A 20,655-nucleotide genomic window follows, 5' to 3' on the forward strand; every position below is an offset into this window, starting at 1 on the left:
CTCAATCCCCCTCATCTTCATAGCCGACGAGATGCAGCGGACGGGCCGGAATGCCCTGAAGTTCGCACCAGCGCACCAACGCCTCTTCACGCCCATGTGTGACCCACACTTCCGATGGCGCGACTTCCTTGATCGTTTCCAAGAGTTCGGGCCAGTCGCAGTGATCGGAAATTACCAGCGGCAATTCGACACCGCCCTGTTTGGCGCGCTGGCGCACCATCATCCAACCCGAGGCAAAGGCAATGAGCGGTTCGTTGAAACGACGCGCCCAACGTTCCTGGAACGCCGAGGGCGGGCCAACGACGATCGCGCCCTTGAACTGCGCCGGGTTGCTCTTCTCCAATGTGGCTGGGCGGATATCGCCTAGATCGATGCCTTGGGAGACGTAATAATCGCAGAGCTTTGCCAGAGCGCCGTGAATATAGACAGGGCCGGAATAGCCGTTGTCGCGCAGCAGTCGCAGCACGCGCTGCGCCTTGCCGAGCGAATAGGCGCCGACAAGATGCGTGCGCTCCGGGAACTGGCGAATAGACGTCAGAAGCTTGGCAATCTCGCGGGCTGGCGCCGGGTGATGAAAGACCGGAAGCGCGAAAGTGGCTTCGGTGATGAAGACGTCGCAGGGAACCGGCTCGAAGGGTGCGCAGGTGGGATCAACGCCACGCTTGTAGTCCCCCGACGCGACGATACGCAGACCGTCATATTCGATGGAGATCTGGGCGGAGCCGAGTACGTGTCCGGCCGGATGAAACCCGACGGTCACGCCATTGACTTGCGCGGTCTCTCCGAAGTCGATGGCCTGTTCGCTGACTGTAAAATCCTCGCCATACCGCAAGCGCATGATGTCAAGTGTCTGGCGCGTCGCCAGCACCTTCTCATGCCCTGCTCGCGCATGATCCGAGTGACCATGGGTGATCAACGCCTTCGGGACCGGCTTCACCGGGTCGATGTAAAAGTCACCCACCGGGCAATAAAGCCCCTTCGGTGTCGGGCTGAGCAGTTTTTCTGGTTTCATGGCGTCGGGATCGACCGAAATTTACGATGCTTCAAAACTTCTTGCGCAAGACAAAACGAACCGTACGGAATAAGGTTCATTCTGTGCGAAAGGGTTTGGCGGGGAAGCGGTTTTGCCGGCAAAAGGGGTATCGGCACAATGAAGGGGTTCTGGTCACGCATCATCTTTCGCGCCACGCTCGCAGCTTTCGGATCTCTGGCGGCGTCCCTGCTGATCGTTTCAGTCCTCGTTCCGCAGATGGGTGGCACCGTGGAAGGTGTCGGTCTCTTGATGGCAGTCATCTGCCCGATCGCCATTGCCGGACCAGCCAGCGGCGTTCAGTTCTATCAGCTGGAGCGTTTGAAACAGGCCCGCGCCGCCCTCACCCGCTCTCATCTGGAACTCGATAGTCTCCATCGCGATCTGGTTGCCGCCCATGCTGCCGCCATAGAGGCGTCCCTGCGCGATCCCATGACCGGGGCCTATAATCGTATCGGCTTCATGCAGCGCATGAGCGAGCTTGCTAGCACCGAAGGCAGCGTGCTCTTCATCGACGCGGATCACTTCAAGTCCATCAACGATCGTTTCGGCCACCGGACCGGGGATCAGGCTTTGCAGACGATTGCCAAGGCGCTGCGAAAAGGTCTGAGATCAGAAGATTTCCTTGGGCGCATCGGCGGCGAGGAATTCGTCATCTTCCTTGATGGCGTCACTTCGCCGGCGGAGATCGACCGTATGGCCACCGCGTTCCTGAAATCGGTGTCCTCGACGCCACTTCTGACGGAGTCGGGCGCGATCGTGGAGCTCAGCATCAGCATAGGGACAGCGAGTTTTTCCGCGCTTTGCGATGCGGACGTTCTCCTCAAGGAGGCGGACTTGCGCATGTATGAGGCAAAACGAGACGGCCGCAACCGGGCCGTCATCGGTCGTGACATATCGATACCGATGCCGCCAGATTTCAGTCTTGCGGCGCCTTCTGTTCCATGCTGATCGGCAGCCGGACATTCTTCAGCATCACCGCAGCGACCAGACCGATCACCGCCGTTGCAGCCGCGACGAGGAAAAGCGGGGTGAAGGCGGCGGCATAAAGATCGGCCACGGCGTGCTGCGAGGCGGCAGGCAATTGCGCCAGCATTTTGGGTGTCAGTTCCTGAATGTTGCTAACCCCTTGAATATCGGCACCGGTCCCCTTGAGACTTGAGGATATGACCGCACCGTAGATGGAGATGGCAAGTGCCGCACCGCCCATACGCGTCAGGGTAACGGCTCCGCTTGCCGCACCGATATCGGCTTTGGCCGCAGAATTCTGCACGCCGATAATGGGCGCCTGCTGGCCGAGGCCGACACCAAGTCCTTGCAGCAACAACAGAGCAGCGATGATCGCCAAGGGTGTACCAGCATGGACCTGCGAGAGCGACAGCATCGCAACCACGGCAATCGACAGGCTGATGATCGAAAACGGCTTGTAGCTTCCCGTCTTCGAAATCAGCCGGCCTGCCGTCAGAGATCCCATGACGATGCCACCGGTGACGGCGATGAAGAAGAGGCCGGCTTCAGAAGGCGAAAGCCCGGTCGTCGTCTGCAGGAAGAGCGCGTAATAATTGACCATGCCGATGCCGAGACCACCGCTGACGATCGAAATGATCATCAGCAACGGAAAGGTCGAATCCTTGAACAAGCGCAGCGGCACGATTGGCTCGGGTGCCCGCTTCTCCACCTGTACCCAGAGAGTGGCGCAGACAATGGCGAAGGCGATGATTGCAAGGCTCTGCCAGGCAATCAGCGAGCCGAAGAGTTCAGCACTGTCGGCCCAAAGCACAACGCTCGAAATCGCGGCGGCGAGAAGAACCGCACCGACGTAATCGATCTTCGGCTGACGGTCGGGTCGTCGATACGGAAGGAGAAAAGCGAGACCCAGCAGCACGACAATGCCGATGGGCAGGTTGATGAGAAAGATGGAGCGCCAGCCGAAGAGATCGCTCATCGTGCCGCCCAGGATCGGTCCGACACTGCCGGATGCCATGATCACGAGGCTCGAATAGCTCTGGTAGCGGGCGCGTTCACGCGGGGCAAACAGATCGGCATTGACGGAGAAGATCGACACCATGATGCCGCCGCCGCCAAGGCCCTGAAGAACGCGGGCTGCGATCAACGAATCCATCGACCAAGCCAGACCGCAGGCAAGCGAACCGATGGTAAAGAGGACGACGGCAAAGATCATCACATATTTGCGGCCAAAGAGGTCGCCGAGCTTGCCATAAACCGGCATGACGGCGCTGGTGGCCAGGAGATATGCGGAGCCGACCCAGCCGAAGCGTTCAAGCGCGCCGAACTCGCCCACAATGGTCGGCAAGGCGGTGGAGACGATCTGGTTATCCAGCGTCGCCATGAACATAGCCAGCATCAGGAATAGAAACACAATAAGTCTGCGACGGGGCTCCGTCACGAGTGGAGCCGCAGAGTTCACCGACATATCCATGGAAAGGCCTCGCGTTAGGCGTCAATTTATGTGCTTATGGCATATATATGTCAATGGCATCTTTCGAAGGATTATTGTATGTTGTATTCGGTTAGGAGCGAGGGCATCACATGAACAATCAGATCCTCAAGCGCGCCGATAGGAGCGTGTCCGTTCAAGACGACGTGCTGGCTATCAGCCACACGATGACACGCATGCGCATCATGATCGGCCGGCGTGTCATCGGTCGTACGGCGATTGCGAAGCTCGCACCAGGGCTTGATCTCTCGCATCTTGATGTTCTGGATGTGGTGCATCGGACACAAGGTGACGCGACAGTCGGGTCGATTGCCGAAGGCATGCGGCTTGATCCATCACGTGGAAGCCGTCTGGTCGCAGATATGGTTGGCAGGGGATTGCTGCAACGGGATGTGTCGCAGGAAGACGGCAGGCGCAGCATGATTGTTGTCACGGCACTGGGCCGCAGTATTCTCGAAGATATGCGCGACGCCAAGATCGCAATCATCCAAGATGTGGTCAGTGACTGGCCGCAGGAGGATGTGGCCGCTTTCGCCGCGCTTTTCGACCGCTTCATCGGACGCTTCGAGACGCGCCTTGCTCCGGATGCGCGCCCCTAGAGCGCTGGCCGTCCAAGGCCTGATACGTCTTTCGCGTTATGCGGCGTTTCCAACCTCTGGCCCGGCTTTCGCAGCGTCTCGACCAGCCCTCTTCGCCTCGTACATGGCGGTATCAGCGCGGGCCAAAAGGTTCTCCGGCGTCGTTCCATCGGTCGGATAGAACGCCGTTCCCATCGAGCAGGTCACAGTAATCGCGCCTGTTGAAATTGCGATCGGCTCCTGCACCGCTTGGCGAATGGCTTCAAGCCGCGTCATCACCCCGGCTTCATCTCGTTTGGGATTGCTGAAGATGATGGCGAACTCGTCACCACCAAGGCGCACCGCAATATCCGAAGCACGAACGTTTTTGGTGATACGTTCGGCGATGGCACGAAGAACATCGTCCCCTGCTGCGTGTCCGTGAAGATCGTTGATCTGCTTGAACTTATCGACATCGAGATAGGTGATTGCCACCAGACGACCCTCCCGCTTCGCCTCGTGAAGGGCTCGGCGGAACTGGCCCCAGAAGAGATTGCGGTTCGACAGACCAGTCAGCGGATCGTGGTGGGCCATGTAATGCACACATTCTTCGGCGCGGCGGCGGTCGATCGCGATCCCGGCAATATTGGTTGCCATGTCGATGATTTCTTTTTCCGTCTCAGTCGGCATGCGAACCGCTTTGGAGTAGAGCGCGAATGTTCCGAGCAGAACGTTATTGTTGCCTATGACAGGCGTGGACCAGCAGGAGCGAAGGCCATGGGGCTTGACCGCTTCGACATAATTGGCCCAGAGCGGATTTTCCAGCGTGTCGCTGACATAGACAGGCTCTCTGCGAAAAGCGGCCGTGCCACAGGAGCCGTTCGTCGGCCCGACGGGAACACCATCCACTTTCGACACATATTCTTTCGGTAGCGACGGTGCCGCGCCATTGTGCAGCAGGGCGGTCTTCTCGTCCAGCAACAGGACGGAACCGCAGACATGGTCCAGCAGGCTTTCGACCTCGCGCACCACGGCGGCGAGGATATCCTTGAGGGGCTTTCCCTTGACGATCATTTCCAGGAGAGCAGCATGGCTCTTGCGCATGGTTTCTTGACGCTTGGTCAGGGTGATCTCGCGTGAAACGCCGGCAAGCCCTACCGGCGTACCATCTTCATCGCGTAGAATGATGCGTGTGCCGGAGTACCAGCGTGTTGTTCCGTCGTCTGCGGCGATCGGCTCTTCGGCATCGTAGACATTGGTATTGTTGGAAAGGATGCGGCGATCCAGGCGATCGATACAATCAGCAACTTGCTTCGGCGCGAGGTCGAAGATCGTCAATGTGCGCCCGCCGAGGTAATCCCGCTCGTGGCCCAGTGAGGCAAGGGCGGCAGCGTTCATGTACTCGTACCGGCCTTCGCAATCCTTGATGAAAACCATTTCGGGTACATTATCGAGCAAGAAAGTCAGGCCGTGCCGGTGGATGTAAGACATCGGGATTTGGAGAGATGGCGCCGATGAGCTTGACGGTATTGGACCGTTTTCTTCACGCATCTTATAAAACTCCATTAAAATTCTTCAGTCTGGTGAATTTGCTTATGATCGACGGTCAGCACAAACGGGCTGGAGAGCAATGGGATTTAGCCTATAGAAGATATACTTATACTGAATTAACAAAATTCAGTCTCTACCGTCTGCCGTCAACGCGGCGCTCTCCTGGTAATACTGTCAATATTGCCTGCTTTTTATTAGAATACCTACATATATCAGAATCTCGCCGGCCGAACTACACCTCCTGTCGAAACGTGACATAAACGTTGGATTCGGCCAGAAATGGCTCTAACGTCCTATAAACACCAGAGGGTTTTGCAGTGCTGACAATTTATGGCGTCTATCGCTCCCGGGCCACGCGGACATTATGGCTTGCAGGAGAACTGGATATTGCGTTCGACCATGTGCCCGTCATCCAGGCGCGGCGGCTCGCCGACCCGATGGCAGCCGATGCGCCGCTCAACACGCTGACGCCCTCCTATCTGGCCATCAACCCGATGGGAACGATCCCCTGCATCGACGATGACGGCATGGTGCTTTACGAGTCGATGGCGATCAATCTTTATCTGGCGCGGAAATACGGCACGTCCGTCGCGCCAAAAGACTCGGCGGAAGATGCGCATATGCTGCAATGGTCCTTCTTCGCCGCGACGGAAATCGAGACGAATTCGCTGAAGATCTCCTCGACCTTTGCCGAGGGCCTGGCCGACAGCGAAACCGGCAAAGCCGTCATCGAGGTAGCAGCGCGCATGTTGCGCCGGCCCTTTCGCGTGCTGGAACAGCACTTGGCGGACAAAGACTATCTGGTCGGCGACCGCTTCACCGTTGCCGATCTGAACGCTGCGGAAGTGGTTCGCTACGCGCAGGCGCACGCGCCGCTTTTTGATGCGCATCCTGCCGTGAAGGCATGGCTGGAGCGTTGCCAGTCCCGCCCGGCCTTCAAGGCAATGTGGGATGCGAGAGCTGCCGAACCGGCTTAAGCGCTCAAGCATCGATCCGGAAATCGGAATTGGTTTCCGGAAAGTACGATGTGTTAAATCAAAGCGTTAGAGCCGACGTCGCACGGATGTCACCGACATGGATGCCGTTCCAATTCTTCATGGAGCGGTTCGCGATCGCGTCGAGAGCATGCGCTTCCACGCTGTCCTTATCGAAATATCGCGCCAGTAGAGCGGCAATCATCGCCTCGGCGGCACGGGTCGTGCCGTCCTCGCATTTGACCGCGATGGCCAATCCCTTCTCCGGCAGGATGCCGACGAAAACCCCTTCGGCGCCGGTCTTCGCAAAAATCTTACCCGGGGCGATTTCCATGAGCTTGGTGCAGGTGCGGCCCGTTCCCGCAACGTAAAAGGGCTCTGCCATGCAAGCCTCGATCAGGCGGCGCGAGGCCTGAGCGCGGATCGGCTCCAGCCCTTGCCCGGTCGCCATCTTGGCAAAACCGTGCGCCAGTGATTTCAGCGGTACGGCATAGGCCGGGATGGAGCATCCATCGATGCCGCAACTGTCCTCGGCGATGGCAGCGCCCGTGAGGCTTTCCATCGTCGCGCGGATTTCGCGCTGCAACGGGTGCTCGGCATTGACGTAACCTTTCGTCTCGATGCGATTATGGCTGCAGGCGCAGATGAAGCCGGAATGCTTGCCGGAACAGTTGTTGTGCAGCGAAGTCGGCTTCTCCATGCTGCGCGCCTGGCCTATCAGCGCCTTCTGGTCCAGCGACCAGTGCGCACCGCATTCCAGCGCGCTGAGATCATGGCCCGCTCTTGCGAGCATTGATGCCGCCAATTCGACATGCGCCTCTTCTCCCGAATGGGATGCGCAGGACAATGCGAGCTCTCGGTTGCCGAAACCGTAAGCATCCGCAGCACCGCTTTCCACCATGAACAAGGCCTGCATGGCCTTACATGCGGAACGCGGGAAGACCGCGCTCTCGGCATCGCCCGCCGAAAAGACAACCTTGCCATCGCCATTGACCACGACGGCCATGCCTCGATGGCGGCTTTCGACGAGGTTGCCGCGGGTGACCTCAACGGTAACGGGGTTGTGCATGATGCCGGCCTCAAAAAATTCGAAATGCGATCCCTATCTAACCCTATTTTTCGCATCATGCACGGGGCACTCCATTGAAATTTGCCAAGCGGTTTCTGGCCGTCGTTTTTCTCGTCTATCTCCTGCCTGCCCTCGCCTCTGCGGGTCTGTGGGTAATGAAGGACCATCCCACCGGCTACCGGAATGCGCGCTGGTCTTCCGCGGGCATTCTGCCGGAGGCGGCAGCGGACAAGCCTGCGGCGATCTATGTCTACTCGGCAATGACCGGCGGCTTCAAAGGCTCGATTGCCAGCCACGCCTGGATCGTGATGAAGCCGGAGGGTGCGGCGAGCTATGAGCGCTACGACAAGGTCGGCTGGGGCTCGCCCATCCGCCGCAACGCCTACGCGCCGGATGCCTACTGGTATTCGAACATGCCCCGCAAGGTTCTGGAAATGCACGGTGAAGAAGCCGAGAGGCTGATCCCGAAAATCCAGCAGGCGATCGCCGACTATCCTTACGCCAAGGCAGGGGGCTACCGGATTTACCCTGGCCCTAATTCCAATACCTTTATTGCCCATGTTCTGCGCAGCGTGCCGGAACTCGGCGTGGTGCTGCCACCCGACGCCGTCGGCCGCGACTACCTGCCGAACGGCGAGTTCGTCCATATTGCCGAGGATTGGAAGGATGTCAGCATTTCGCTCGGTGGACTGTTTGGACTGTCCGCCGGTTTACGCAGCGGCTTTGAAATCAATTTTCTCGGCCTCGTCGCTGGCATCGACGTCCAGAACCCCGGCATCAAAATCCCGGGGCTCGGTTACTTCGGCGTCAACTCGTTCGAACCGGCGCCGGAGCGCGCACCCGGCTCTGCCTGAGTATCGCTTTCGTGGTGCTCGGCTTCGCTCGCGCGCCTCGCCCTGATTCCCTGCGCGATGAAGACGCGCGACAGGCCGTGGTAGAGGGGCTCAGGAGAGATCATTCGCGAGGTCAGGTAGCCCAGCATCGACGCGGCCATGATCGCGATGACGCCATCATGATTGCCCGTCATTTCCAGAATAATCACGAAAGCCGTCATCGGGGCCTGAACGACACCGGCAAAATAACCTGCCATGCCAAGGATGGCGCCGAGCGCGATGCTGCTGCCAAGAAGAGAAGAGACGGTGCTGCCGAAGCCCGCACCTACGGAAAGCGATGGGGCGAATATGCCGCCGGGAATGCCCGACAGCATGGCAAGGAATGTCGTCATCAGCTTCTCGGCAAAGAACAACATCGGCGCGGGCTCACCTTCGACGGCCGCCCTCGCCTGCTCATAGCCGGTGCCAAAGGTCGCACCACCGCTGAGGACGCCGATGATGGCTGAGGCCAAGCCGCAGACGGCTGCAACAATCAGCATGCGCTTCAACGGAACCGTGTGCGCCCAACGGCGAATACGCTGCGAGGCGCGGAGCGCGCCCGCGCTGAAGATGGCGCCCAGAAAGCCGCCGCCGATACCGCAGATTAGAACGAGGCTCCAATCCTTCCCCGTTTGCATCATGACGGTGCTAGTGCCGAAATAGGTGTAGCTGCCGACTAGTCCGAGCGAAGCCAAACCCGAGAGGATGACGGCGGTCAGCACCAGACCGTTGGCGCGGGACTGATAGGACCGGCTCATCTCTTCAATCGCAAAGACGACGCCGGCAAGTGGTGTGTTGAAGGCCGCAGCGATCCCTGCTGCCGATCCGGCGAGGATCAGACCCCTCGCCTGCGCCATGCCGCCAACCCGTGCGGCCAGAAGCATAATGGAGGCGCCGACCTGTACCGTTGGTCCCTCGCGCCCAATGGATGCGCCGGACATGAGACCAACAACCGTCAGCACGATCTTGCCGACGGCAAGCTTGATCGACAACAGGCGAGACCGGTCTTCGTCATGATGGAAATGGCGCGCGGCGATGGCTTGAGGAATGCCACTTCCGCCGGAATTTGGAAACACCACCATTGCCAGCCAGGCGCAAAGAACGAAGCCAAGCGGCGTGATAATCAGCGGCAGAAGAAATGCCCACTCGCCTGACGTTGTGGTCGCGGAAAAAACGTGCTGCGCCCAATCTGCCGCCTTGGCAAAGGCGACGCTGATCAGCCCTACCGCAATGGCCCCGAGCCAGAAAACGGCTCTTGGCTTCCAGATCCGCCACGATCCCCACATGACGCGGGAACGGCGGACCATTTTCATGTTCTTGTAAGTGGCGGGCATGGTACGTTTCTGCATTTCAATGGCGAGGTTTCTTATCAGACCCGAAAGCCCCGATTGCAACCATGTCTTTGACAAATGACATGGAAAAGCATCTGAATATCCCAACTTGAGAACGCTGAAGAGTTTTCGCCCTATGAGCGCGAACCAGCATCGCGGCGAAATCAGCGATCGCTGACCGCCGCCCGCGGATTGACCCAGGGCTCCTGATTTGACCGCGGCAGTGGCTGTCGACCGAGAATATGATCGGCGGCCTTTTCTCCTGTCATGATCGACGGTGCATTGAGGTTGCCATAGGTCACATGCGGGAAGATCGAGCTATCCGCCACGCGCAGGCCATCGACCCCAATGACGCGGCATTGCGGATCGACGACCGCCAAAGGATCGTCCTTGGCGCCCATCCGGCAGGTGCCGCAGGGGTGGTAGGCGCTTTCCAGATGTTCACGCAGGAAGGCGTCGATCTCCGCATCGGACTGAACATTTTCGCCCGGCTGGATTTCCGGGCCGCGGAACTCGTCGAAGGCTTTCTGGCTGAAAATCTCGCGCGTGAGGCGCACGCAATGGCGGAATTTCTCCCAGTCTTCTGCATGGCTCATATAGTTGAAGCGGATCACCGGGTCGTCCTTCGGATCGGACGATCGAAGCTTAACGTCGCCGCGGGATTTCGACAGGTTGTAGCCGACATGCACCTGAAAGCCATGGCTCTTGGCGGCGGCCTTGCCGTCGTAGGAAATGGCGACGGGGAGGAAGTGGAACTGGATATCCGGCTGCTTCAATCCTGGTGCGGAGCGCAGGAAGGCGCAGGCCTCGAACTGGTTGGAGGCACCAAGCCCGCCCTTGGTCATCAGCCACTGCGCACCCGCCACGCCCTGCCAGAACCAGGGAAGCCATGAATAGAGCGATACAGGCTTGGTCGAGACCTGCTGGAAGTAGAATTCCATATGATCCTGCAGATTGGCGCCAACGCCGGGGCGGTCCACTTTCACCTCGATACCCATGTCCTGCAAATGCTGCGCCGGACCGATGCCGGAAAGCATCAGCAGTTTCGGCGAGTTGAAGGACGAGGCCGCGACGATCACTTCGCGGTTTGCGCTTATCGTCTCGACGGCACCCTTGCGTTCAATCTCGACTCCTGTCGCGCGGCCATTGGTGATCACGATTTTACGCGCAAAGCCGTGCACGAGCGTGACATTACCGCGCTTCAGAGCCGGCCTCAGATACGCGTTTGCTGCGGACCAGCGACGACCGTCATGGATCGTCTGCTCCATCAGGCCGAAGCCCTCCTGCTTCGAGCCATTATAGTCGTCTGTCAGTTCAAACCCGGCCTGTGCGCCAGCCTGAATGAAGGCATGGAAGAGAGGGTTCTTCACCGGACCACGCTGCACATGCAGAGGCCCGTCAGTGCCGCGCCAGCCTTGCTCACCGCCATGGCTATGTTCCATGCGCTTGAAGTAAGGCAGCACATCCGCATAGGCCCAGCCCTGCGCACCCCGCTCTTCCCAGCGGTTGAAGTCTTCCGCGTGACCACGGACATAGACAAGTCCGTTGATGGAGGATGAGCCGCCAATGACCTTACCGCGGGGTGCGGTAATGCGGCGATTGTTGAGGTTCGGCTCCGGCTCGGAAAGATACCCCCAATTGTAGCGCTTCATGCTCATAGGCCAGGCCAGTGCCGCTGGCATCTGGATGAATGGCCCGAAATCCGATCCGCCTGCCTCGATGACGATGACAGAATACTTGCCGTCTTCCGACAGGCGATAGGCCATGGCTGAGCCAGCGGACCCGGAACCGACAATGACGAAATCTGCCTGCTGCATGTGTTATCTCTCTTGGTTTTGATTAACCGCCCTCGAGGCCATAAGAGGACTGGCGGCAAGCCTGGTTTATTGGACACTCCCTGAGCCAAGGGAGCGCCCCATCAATAGGGCGCTTCGACTTTGCCTGTTGCAACGTAAATCGTCTTCAACTCACTGTAATGATTGAGGGCTGCGGCCGAATTTTCCCGACCGAAGCCGGATTGCTTGGAGCCGCCGAAGGGCATTTCGACCGGGCACAGATTATAGGTGTTGATCCAGAGCGTGCCGGCCTCCAGCTGGTCAACGACGCGATGCGCCCGCGACAGATCGGCGGTGAAGACACCGCCCGCGAGGCCGAATTCAGTCGCGTTGGCGCGGGCAATGACCTCGTCTTCATCGTCGAAATCCAGCACGCACATTACCGGCCCGAAGATCTCCTCGCGAGCAATCGTCATGTCGTCCTTCACATCGGCAAAGACGGTGGGCTGCACGTAATAGCCCTGGCCGGAGACATTGTTAGGAATGCCGCCGCCGCTCACGAGCGTTGCACCTTCGGCCTTGCCCTTCTCCATATAGGCCAGCACCTTTTCCTGCTGCGCCTTCGAGACGAGCGGGCCGATCTGGGTTGCCTCATCCATGGGATCGCCAATAATCATGGCGTCGGTGCGGCTTTTGAGATTGTCGAGGAAACGCTGCTTTGCACCCCGCTGAACGAAGACGCGCGTTCCGTTGGAGCAGACCTGCCCTGAGGAATAGAAATTGCCGAGCATGGCGCCGCCAACCGCACTCTCAATATCGGCGTCGTCGAAGACGATGAGAGGCGACTTGCCGCCAAGTTCCATCGTCACTTGCTTCAGGTGGCCCGCAGCCGCAGCCGCGACCTTGCGGCCCGTCGGAACAGAGCCGGTCAATGACACCTTGGCGATATCTGGATGGTTGACGAGAAGTGGGCCGGTATCGCGGTCCCCCTGAATGACGTTGAAGAGACCTTTCGGCAGTCCCGCTTCGATGAGAATTTCGGCGATCTTCAAGGCCCCCAGCGGGGTGTTTTCCGATGGCTTGAAGACCATGGCGTTACCGGCGATAAGCGCGGGGGCCGCTTTCCAGCAGGCGATCTGTTGGGGGTAGTTCCAGGCGCCGATACCGAAGCAGACACCCAACGGGACACGCTTGGTATAGGCAAAATCACCGCCGAGCGGAATGTAATCGCCGTTCAACGCAGATGGCGCGATGCCGCCAAAGAATTCGAAGCAATCAGCCCCGGAGGTCGGATCAGCAACGATGGTTTCCTGAATAGGCTTGCCGGTGTCGAGCGTTTCAAGTTCGGAAAGTTCGCGGTTGCGCTCGCGCATAATGTCTGCAGCACGGCGCAGGATACGCCCGCGTGCCGTCGGGCTCGTCGCCGCCCATTCTTTCTGCGCGCGCTTCGCCGAGGCGATTGCCCGCTCGACAATGGCAGGGGTCGCCGCATAAAGGCGCGCAATGACTTCACCGGTCGCCGGATAGATGCTTTCGATCAGCGTTCCCTTGTCGTCTTCAACATAGTCGCCATCGATGAAATGCGAGGCTTTCGGCTGGGCTTTCAACGTCATCATCAGTGTCCTCAAAGAATGCGGGTGGACGGCTTGTTGTCCAAAAAGCGTTTCAGCTGCACGTCGAAGTAATCTTCGACCAGAGCGCCCGCGGCGGAGATGCCAAGCGGTGCGGCATGCAGACTGTGGCGAATATAAAGCCCGTCGATCAGGGCTGCTGCCCCTTCCGCAATCCTCGCCGCGTCGTCGGGCGGGCAAAGACGACCGAGGCTATGCATGATGTTGGAGCGAAGGCGCTTGGTATAGACGACGAGAAGACGGCGGGTTTCTTCCGAGCGCTGCGCCTCGACATAAAAGGCCAGCCACGCCGCCACCGTTTCCTGGGTGAACTGGTCGCTTTGAAACGACACCCGCACGATGGCGCTGAGGCGCTCGCGCGGGCCAGAGGCCCGTGTCAACGCCGCGACCGCGTCCCGCCGCAAATCCCGCAACAGGCTGCGGATCGTCTCAAGCAGGAGTTGCTGCTTGCTGCCGAAGTAATGGTGCGCGAGGGCCGCCGAGACCCCCGCCTCTCGTGCGATGTCCGACATCGTCACATTCAGCGAACCATGATGGCCTATAGTGCGTAGAGCTGCATCGACTAGCGCTTTGCGCCGCAATGGCTCCATTCCGACTTTGGGCATACCGATCTCCTTTGGGTCTTTTTTATTATTGATTGACTGATCAATCAATAATAAATGCGACGGGTTTTCACCTGGTTTGCGCCATGTCAATGAGAGGATCGATCACGTGTTCGACACTCTTCTAGCTCTGAGTATTTTTAGCGGGAACCAAGAATAACTTCTCACGTTCTATCCAACCGCCGCCTTGCGATCCGCAGAATATGCACATGCTGCAAAGTGAGTTTACGACGGCAAATGCGGCTGACGGGAAAAATCCCGCAGCTTGGTAATAGGGAGGACCACCATGCCAGTGTTGACCGTATCGATCTCGCCGGAACAGGCCGCGAAGATGCACGAAGCCGTGGCCTGCGGTGCCTACGCCTCCAGCAGCGAGGTCGTGCGCGCCGCGCTGAAGCTCTGGGCAGAGACACAGCAAAGAGACAAGGGCGGCTTCGTCGAGCGCCGGAAGAGCGATAGCGAGGCCGTCAATGTGGCGGAGCTCTACGCCTTCCACAATACGCAGAGACGCTGAGCCACGTCCACTTTGACGCCACCTGACCGGACATGAAACTGTCACCAAAGTTTCATCTGCCGTAAAGTTTTCATTGAGGAGTTCTCTCCACACTCCCGCCTAAAAACGTAGGGTCGGGCAGGATTGCTGCAAACGATCCTGCAATGGTGGAGAAAACGCGTGGTGTCGATAAGTGCCGAGCCAAATATCATAAGACGGTTTTCCAGCGGCCAGATGATTTCCATGGCAAAGCTGGTGCTCGAATGCGCCTTCCAGCCGATCGTCGAAGCGACGACCGGCACGGTCTTCGGTTATGAATCCCTGATGCGCGGCTATGACCGCATCGGCTTTCCCAACCCTCTCGAACTTCTCGATCATGTCGAAGCGGACGGTCAGCTCATCGAACTGGAGAAGATGATTGCAAGCCGCGCACTCGCCAAGTTTTCCACGCTTCCGGATTTGGCCTCCGCCACGCTGTTTCTCAATCTCGATGTCAGGCTCATTCCCCATGGCGACATCATGGTTGACAAGCTGCTGGAACAACTGGCGCAGGCAAAGATCCCGCCCTCCTCCATCTGCTTCGAGCTGTCGGAACGCTTCGACAATACCAGCGTGCCGGAATTCAGCACCCTGATCAACCGCATGCGCAAAGAAGGCTTCAAGCTCGCCATCGACGATTTTGGAGTCGGCCACGGCGAGATGAAGCTGCTTTGCGACTTCGACGTCGATTATCTGAAAATCGACCGCTACTTCATCCAGGATGTCGAGCGTAATCCGCGCAAGCGGCACATGGTCAAGAACATCGTCAACATCGCTCATGTGCTCGGTGTGCGCGTCATTGCCGAAGGCATCGAGACGGAAGCGGAATTCCTCGCCTGCCGGGAGATGGGCGTCGATCTGGTCCAAGGCTGGTTTGTCTCTCGCCCCACCACCTTCGTCAAGGAATTGCAGACATCGTTTCCGCATCTCCAAATTCTCGGCGAAAACCGGCGCAACCGTCAGACGCTCGATGAGATCCTGATCCGTCGGCAGATCGAGCATCTGCCCACCGTCTATGAGAACGACAGCATCGACAGCGTCTTCGAACTCTTCCGCCGCAATCCGGAGCAGGCTTTCTTTCCCGTTCTCAACGCCAATGGCGAACCGCGCGGGGTGATCAACGAGTATCACCTGAAGGAATACATCTATCAGCCCTTCGGCCGCGATCTCTTGAAGAACAAGGTCTATGAGCGGACAATCTCGCATTTCGTCGATCGCGCCCCGATCGTCGGGCTGGATGCGGATGCGGATCGGCTGATGAATATCTTCGCCAATATGGGCGGCAGTGCCTGCGTGATCCTCACCGAAAACATGCGCTATGTCGGCGTCGTTTCGGCCGCATCGCTGATCAAGGTCATCAACGAAAAGCAATTGAAGCTGGCACAGGAGCAGAACCCCCTGACAGCACTTCCCGGCAACCGGGCGATCAGCGGCTTCATCGAGGAATCCTGCCGCGACAGCGATGAAGATCGCTTCTTCTGCTATTGCGACTTCGACAACTTCAAACCCTTTAACGACAAATACGGTTTCCATGTCGGCGACCATGCGATCAGCCTCTTCTCGGCGCTGATGAAACGATACTTCTTCTCCGGCGACTGCTTCCTCGGCCATATCGGCGGCGACGATTTTTTCATCGGCGTTCGCGACTGGACGAAGGACGAGGTGACGGAAATTCTGGAGCGGTTGCTCAGCGATTTCCACGACGATGTCATCTCGCTGTATTCGGAAGAAGATCGCCTCGCGGGACAGATCAAGGGCTTCGACCGCTTCGGCAATGAGCGGGAATTTGCGCTTCTGCGTTGCTCCATCGGCGTCCTTCAACTGCCAAAGGGCATGTTGATCGGCAATCCTGAGGGGATTGGCGCCGAAATCGCCAACATCAAGAAGGCGGCCAAGGAAAGCGATGCCGGTCTCGTCATCTGCAGCCATGGCGAAATGAAATAAGGGGAGCGGCATTACGCCTTCTTTCATAAGCCACACGGGTCACCTAAGTTTAGCGGACCGTAAGAAAGTTTTGAGGAGGCCACCCGTGTCACTGCCGTCCACCATGCGTTTTGTCGATCTGCCGAGCTTTGGCGGACCTGAGGTCATGACGTTTTCGAACGGGCCTTTGCCCTTACCCAAGGCCGGGGAACTTCTAGTCAAGGTTCAGGCAGCGGGCATCAACCGACCGGATGTGGCGCAGCGTCAGGGAAACTATCCCGCGCCTAAAGACGCAAGCCCGGTTCTCGGTCTTGAAGTTGCCGGTGAAGTCGTCGCGCTCGGTGAAGGCGTCAGCGATTTCCAAATCGGCGACCGGGTCTGCGCGCTTGCCAATGGCGGGGGCTATGCCGAATATTGCGTCGTGCCCGCTGGCCAGGCCCTGCCCTTCCCCAAGGGTTATGATGCGGTGAAGGCGGCAGCGGTGCCGGAAACCTTCTTCACCGTATGGGCCAACCTTTTCCAGATGGCGGGCCTGACCGAAGGCGAAAGTGTTCTGATCCATGGCGGCAGCAGCGGTATCGGCACAACGGCAATCCAGCTTGCAAAGGCCTTTGGTGCCGAGGTCTATACCACGGCAGGCTCGAAGGAGAAATGTGACGCCTGCGAGACGCTTGGCGCCAAACGAGCGATCAACTACAAACAAGAGGACTTCGCCGCCGTCATCAAGGACGCGACCGGCGGCAAGGGTGTGGATGTCATTCTCGACATGATCGGCGCATCCTACTTTGAAAAGAACATCGCCTCGCTTGCCAAGGATGGTTGCCTGTCAATGATCGCGTTCCTCGGCGGTACGATTGCCGAGAAGGTGGACTTACGCCCCATCATGGTCAAACGCCTCACCGTCACCGGCTCCACCATGCGGCCACGCACGGCTGACGAGAAGCGCGCCATTCGCGATGAGCTCGTCGAGCAGGTCTGGCCGCTGCTCGAAGCCGGCAAGGTCGCCCCTGTCATCCATGACGTGATCGACTTCGATCAGGTCTCGGAAGGCCATCAGCTGATGGAAAGCAGCAGCCATATCGGCAAGATCGTGATGCGTGTCAGCGAGTAATATCAGAGACTTGAGATTGGTGGCGGCGGGCTCGGCAGCCTTTCCGGCGCCGCACTGCCGTTTGCGGCCTACAGCATCGGCCCGAAAATTAGAGTCGATTCTCGGAAAGCAGGATGCGTAGATCAAAAAAGATAGAGCGTCCTTTGCGCGTCCAATAGGACGCACGGCGGTTCATCGCGGCTTGTTCGGCTGACGGTATCGATATAAACGCGCCCTCTTGCAATCGGCGCGAATCGGATTACCTTCATACTATGTTCAACGTAGAGAAAGGAAGGTGATCCAATGTCTAATGAGATTTCGGTCTTGGCAGCAGGCAATGGAAAGGATTTGATTTTGACGAGGCAGCCCTCGGCCTGATCCGCCTTCCCTTCGAAGCGTTGCAAAACGTTTCGGGTCTGAGACAATGACCAGACTCATGGAAGGGCCGCTCGAAGCGGCCCTTTTCCTTTTCCAACCTTTACGTTCTGAAAACCCGCCAACGGGTCGGACGAAAGCGCACGTCGTTGCCAACGGATACAGACGCATCCAGCGGCACCTCGATTTCGAGATGATAGGGCTCGTGCCCATTATTGGCGATATCGATTTCTGCAATGCGCGTGCCGGCCAGGCGGCGACAGGTGGTCACCTTCCCGTAAAGTGCGTCTCGCTCATTCGTCAGCACCACATCTTCCGGACGGAAGAACAGATCACCCTCCCCATCTCCGGTCTCAGCGAGGCCGATGCTCTCTCCCTGAAACACGACTTGGCCGTTCTGGATCTTGACCGGAAGGTTGGACGATTCGCCAATGAAGGAGAAGACGAAGGGGGAATTCGGCGTGTCATAGACATCATCCGCCGTGCCGACCTGTTCGATCTTGCCTTGGCTCATCACCACCACGCGGTCTGCCAGTTCCAGGGCCTCCTCCTGGTCGTGGGTGACGAAGACGGTCGTGTGGCCGGTGCGGTCGTGAAATTCGCGAAGCCAACGACGAAGCTCCTTGCGCACCTTGGCATCCAGCGCACCGAAAGGTTCGTCCAAAAGCAGAACCCGGGGTTCAATGGCAACGGCACGGGCGAGCGCAACACGCTGACGCTGGCCGCCGGACAACTGGTTGGGATAGCGCTTTTCCAGCCCAGACAGATGCACCATGTCCAAAAGGTCCGAGACGCGCTTGCGGATTTCCGACTTAGCCGGCCGTGTTGCAGAGGGCCGCACCTTCAGGCCGAAGGCGATGTTCTCCGCCACCGTCATGTGACGAAACAGCGCGTAATGCTGGAAAACGAAGCCGACATTGCGCTCCTGGACGGAACGGTGGGAGGCATCCTCATCGCCAAAGAAAATCTGGCCGGCGGTCGGCTGCTCAAGGCCCGCTATCAGACGCAGAAGCGTCGTCTTGCCAGAGCCGGACGGACCCAGCAGTGCAATCAACTCGCCGGAGCGGATGTTGAGCGACACGTCGTTCAATGCTGGAAAGCGATCAAACTGCTTGGTGATGCCGGAAACTTTCACTTCCATGAATATGCCCTTCAATGCTTGCCGGCAGCGTTGCCCGCGCCAAAGCGTATTTCGAGAATGGTTTTGAGTACAAGGGTGACGAGCGCCAGTCCCGCCAGCAGTGTGGCCACCGCAAAAGCGGCGCCCATATTGTACTCGTTGTAAAGAATTTCGATATGCAGCGGCATGGTGTTGGTTTCGCCGCGAATATGGCCAGATACCACAGAAACGGCACCGAATTCGCCCATGGCGCGGGCGTTACACAGAAGCACGCCGTAGAGCAGACCCCATTTGATGTTGGGCAAGGTGACATACCAGAAGGTCTGCCAGCCAGAGGCGCCAAGCGAAATCGCGGCCTCCTCGTCGCCGGTTCCCTGATCCTGCATGAGAGGAATCAGTTCGCGGGCAACAAAGGGGAACGTGACGAAAATGGTCGCAAGGACGATGCCCGGCACGGCGAAGAGGACCTCGATGCCATAGCTCTTCAGCCAGGGCCCGAGCACGCTGTGGGACGAAAACAGGATGACGTAGACGAGACCGGAAATCACCGGCGAGATCGAAAATGGCAGATCGATCAAGGTGATGAGGAAGGCCTTGCCCTTGAACTCGAACTTGGCGATGGCCCAGGCAGCGGCCACGCCGAAGATCAGATTGAGTGGCACGGAGATGGCCGCGACCAGAAGCGTCAGGCGGATGGAGGCAAGCGCATCCGGCTCTACGATCGCCTCCCAGAAGGATTCCATACCTTTGCGGAACGCTTCGACGAAGACGGCCACCAGAGGCAACACGAGAAAGAGCGCCAAGAACAGGAAGACGACAAGAAAAAGGGCGAGCTTTGCCGGCAGCCCCTCGCTTGCCGGATCGCGGAACGGCCTCGCGGGAAGGGTTTGAGCTTTATCAGGCATAACCATACCTCTTACGGCTCCAGGCCTGAATGAGATTGATGACGAAGAGCATCGCAAAGGAGATGATCAGCATGATTGTGGCGATGCCCGTCGCGCCCGCATAGTTGAATTCCTCAAGCCGGATGACGATCAGGAGCGGAGCGATTTCCGACACATAGGGGATGTTGCCCGCAATGAAGATGACAGAGCCATATTCCCCAACACCGCGGGCAAAGGCGAGCGCGAAACCCGTGAGGATGGCGGGAACGAGGCCCGGCAGCAGAATGCGGGTGATCGTCTGGAACCGGTTGGCACCGAGCGTCGCTGCAACCTCCTCAACCTGCCGGTCGATTTCTTCCATGACGGGCTGCACCGTGCGCACGACAAAGGGCAGGCCGATGAAGATCAGGGCGATGACGATGCCGATCGGCGTGAAGGCGATCTTGATGCCGAGCGGTTCAAACAGCGAGCCAATCCAGCCGCGATTGGAGTAGAGCGTGGTCAGCGAAATGCCGGCAACCGCGGTCGGCAGCGCGAAGGGCAGATCCACGATCGCATCGACAAAGCGGCGACCCGGAAAGCGATAGCGGACAAGGACCCAAGCGATGATGACGCCGAAAAAGGCGTTGACGAGCGCTGCGATGAAGGCCGTGCCGAAACTGACCCGAAGAGCATTCAAGGTTCTGCGATCGGTGGCGATCGCGACGAACTCGGCAAATCCGAGATGGGCGGTGGACCAGATAAGGCCACCGAGGGGAATGAGAATAATAAGAAAGAGATAGGTAATCGTGTAACCGAGCGTCAGGCCGAAACCTGGCAAGACGCTAGACTGACGCCACTTCCATCCGCTTTGCGATGGGGTATTGCTCATCGATGCTCCG

General features: G+C 58.6%; 18 protein-coding genes. 7 read left to right on the top strand and 11 right to left on the bottom strand.

The genetic code is table 11. The features are described 5' to 3' along the window. Position 1 precedes the first annotated feature (1 nt). Positions 2 to 1,012, bottom strand: coding sequence for a ligase-associated DNA damage response exonuclease (locus AC07U5_RS11000; protein WP_062599502.1), 1,011 nt, complete (start codon positions 1,010 to 1,012; stop codon positions 2 to 4). 138 nt (positions 1,013 to 1,150) lie between these two features. On the opposite strand from AC07U5_RS11000, the gene AC07U5_RS11005 reads away from it, so the two are divergent. Then, complete coding sequence (locus AC07U5_RS11005; protein ID WP_494723011.1) at positions 1,151 to 1,981, top strand: GGDEF domain-containing protein; 831 nt, start codon at positions 1,151 to 1,153, stop codon at positions 1,979 to 1,981. Here AC07U5_RS11005 and AC07U5_RS11010 read toward each other — a convergent pair. Then, a complete protein-coding gene (locus AC07U5_RS11010) occupies positions 1,950 to 3,470 on the bottom strand; it encodes an MDR family MFS transporter (protein WP_494723012.1) in 1,521 nt (506 codons plus the stop codon). The two genes, AC07U5_RS11005 and AC07U5_RS11010, sit on opposite strands and share 32 nt — an antisense overlap. Before the next feature lie 110 nt (positions 3,471 to 3,580). On the opposite strand from AC07U5_RS11010, the gene AC07U5_RS11015 reads away from it, so the two are divergent. After that, entirely contained in the window at positions 3,581 to 4,087 is a 507-nt protein-coding gene (locus AC07U5_RS11015; protein WP_112952216.1) for a MarR family winged helix-turn-helix transcriptional regulator, read from the top strand. A gap of 36 nt (positions 4,088 to 4,123) precedes the next feature. On the opposite strand, the gene AC07U5_RS11020 is transcribed toward AC07U5_RS11015, so the two are convergent. Next, entirely contained in the window at positions 4,124 to 5,611 is a 1,488-nt protein-coding gene (locus tag AC07U5_RS11020; RefSeq protein ID WP_112952215.1) for a diguanylate cyclase domain-containing protein, read from the bottom strand. A gap of 302 nt (positions 5,612 to 5,913) precedes the next feature. Between AC07U5_RS11020 and AC07U5_RS11025 the strand changes: the two genes are divergently transcribed. Next, positions 5,914 to 6,573, top strand: a complete 660-nt coding sequence (locus AC07U5_RS11025) for a glutathione S-transferase family protein (RefSeq protein WP_443265191.1) — start codon at positions 5,914 to 5,916, stop codon at positions 6,571 to 6,573. Positions 6,574 to 6,631: 58 nt separating this feature from the next. Here AC07U5_RS11025 and AC07U5_RS11030 read toward each other — a convergent pair whose 3' ends face one another. After that, entirely contained in the window at positions 6,632 to 7,639 is a 1,008-nt protein-coding gene (locus AC07U5_RS11030) for an asparaginase (protein ID WP_443265190.1), read from the bottom strand. Between the two features lie 74 nt (positions 7,640 to 7,713). On the opposite strand from AC07U5_RS11030, the gene AC07U5_RS11035 reads away from it, so the two are divergent. Next, positions 7,714 to 8,493, top strand: a complete 780-nt coding sequence (locus tag AC07U5_RS11035) for a DUF3750 domain-containing protein (protein ID WP_162741806.1) — start codon at positions 7,714 to 7,716, stop codon at positions 8,491 to 8,493. Here AC07U5_RS11035 and AC07U5_RS11040 read toward each other — a convergent pair. From AC07U5_RS11040 to betI, 4 genes are all read right to left on the bottom strand, one after another. Next, complete coding sequence (locus tag AC07U5_RS11040) at positions 8,436 to 9,845, bottom strand: chloride channel protein (RefSeq protein ID WP_443265189.1); 1,410 nt, start codon at positions 9,843 to 9,845, stop codon at positions 8,436 to 8,438. The genes AC07U5_RS11035 and AC07U5_RS11040 overlap by 58 nt on opposite strands. A 161-nt stretch (positions 9,846 to 10,006) precedes the next feature. Then, positions 10,007 to 11,659, bottom strand: coding sequence for a choline dehydrogenase (gene betA / locus AC07U5_RS11045; protein ID WP_443265188.1), 1,653 nt, complete (start codon positions 11,657 to 11,659; stop codon positions 10,007 to 10,009). 101 nt (positions 11,660 to 11,760) lie between these two features. Next, positions 11,761 to 13,224 carry a betaine-aldehyde dehydrogenase gene (gene betB / locus AC07U5_RS11050; protein WP_443265586.1) on the bottom strand — a complete coding sequence of 488 codons (1,464 nt, stop codon included), beginning with the start codon at positions 13,222 to 13,224 and terminating at the stop codon, positions 11,761 to 11,763. Between the two features lie 17 nt (positions 13,225 to 13,241). Next, positions 13,242 to 13,853, bottom strand: coding sequence for a transcriptional regulator BetI (gene betI / locus AC07U5_RS11055; protein ID WP_062439018.1), 612 nt, complete (start codon positions 13,851 to 13,853; stop codon positions 13,242 to 13,244). 283 nt (positions 13,854 to 14,136) lie between these two features. Between betI and AC07U5_RS11060 the strand changes: the two genes are divergently transcribed. The 3 genes from AC07U5_RS11060 to AC07U5_RS11070 all read left to right on the top strand — a co-directional run bounded on the left by AC07U5_RS11060 (position 14,137) and on the right by AC07U5_RS11070 (position 17,416). Continuing rightward, positions 14,137 to 14,364 carry a ribbon-helix-helix domain-containing protein gene (locus AC07U5_RS11060; RefSeq protein WP_062425840.1) on the top strand — a complete coding sequence of 76 codons (228 nt, stop codon included), beginning with the start codon at positions 14,137 to 14,139 and terminating at the stop codon, positions 14,362 to 14,364. Positions 14,365 to 14,577: 213 nt separating this feature from the next. Continuing rightward, positions 14,578 to 16,326, top strand: coding sequence for a bifunctional diguanylate cyclase/phosphodiesterase (locus tag AC07U5_RS11065; protein WP_494723291.1), 1,749 nt, complete (start codon positions 14,578 to 14,580; stop codon positions 16,324 to 16,326). Between the two features lie 103 nt (positions 16,327 to 16,429). After that, on the top strand, positions 16,430 to 17,416 hold the full coding sequence (locus AC07U5_RS11070) for an NAD(P)H-quinone oxidoreductase (RefSeq protein ID WP_494723292.1): 987 nt from the start codon (positions 16,430 to 16,432) through the stop codon (positions 17,414 to 17,416). A gap of 457 nt (positions 17,417 to 17,873) precedes the next feature. Here the strand turns inward: AC07U5_RS11070 and AC07U5_RS11075 are convergent, their stop codons facing one another. From AC07U5_RS11075 to cysT, 3 genes are read right to left on the bottom strand one after another with little or no spacing between them, the layout of a single operon-like run. After that, positions 17,874 to 18,911 carry a sulfate/molybdate ABC transporter ATP-binding protein gene (locus AC07U5_RS11075; protein ID WP_111847605.1) on the bottom strand — a complete coding sequence of 346 codons (1,038 nt, stop codon included), beginning with the start codon at positions 18,909 to 18,911 and terminating at the stop codon, positions 17,874 to 17,876. Between the two features lie 11 nt (positions 18,912 to 18,922). After that, positions 18,923 to 19,795 carry a sulfate ABC transporter permease subunit CysW gene (gene cysW, locus AC07U5_RS11080; protein WP_062438303.1) on the bottom strand — a complete coding sequence of 291 codons (873 nt, stop codon included), beginning with the start codon at positions 19,793 to 19,795 and terminating at the stop codon, positions 18,923 to 18,925. Beyond that, the gene (gene cysT / locus AC07U5_RS11085; RefSeq protein ID WP_062438305.1) at positions 19,788 to 20,645 is read right to left on the bottom strand and encodes a sulfate ABC transporter permease subunit CysT; all 858 of its coding nucleotides are present in this window, start codon (positions 20,643 to 20,645) and stop codon (positions 19,788 to 19,790) included. The genes cysW and cysT overlap by 8 nt, the downstream gene beginning before the upstream one ends. Between the last annotated feature and the right edge of the window lie 10 nt (positions 20,646 to 20,655).

It is taken from the genome of Agrobacterium sp. GW821-FHT02D03, assembly GCF_059421725.1.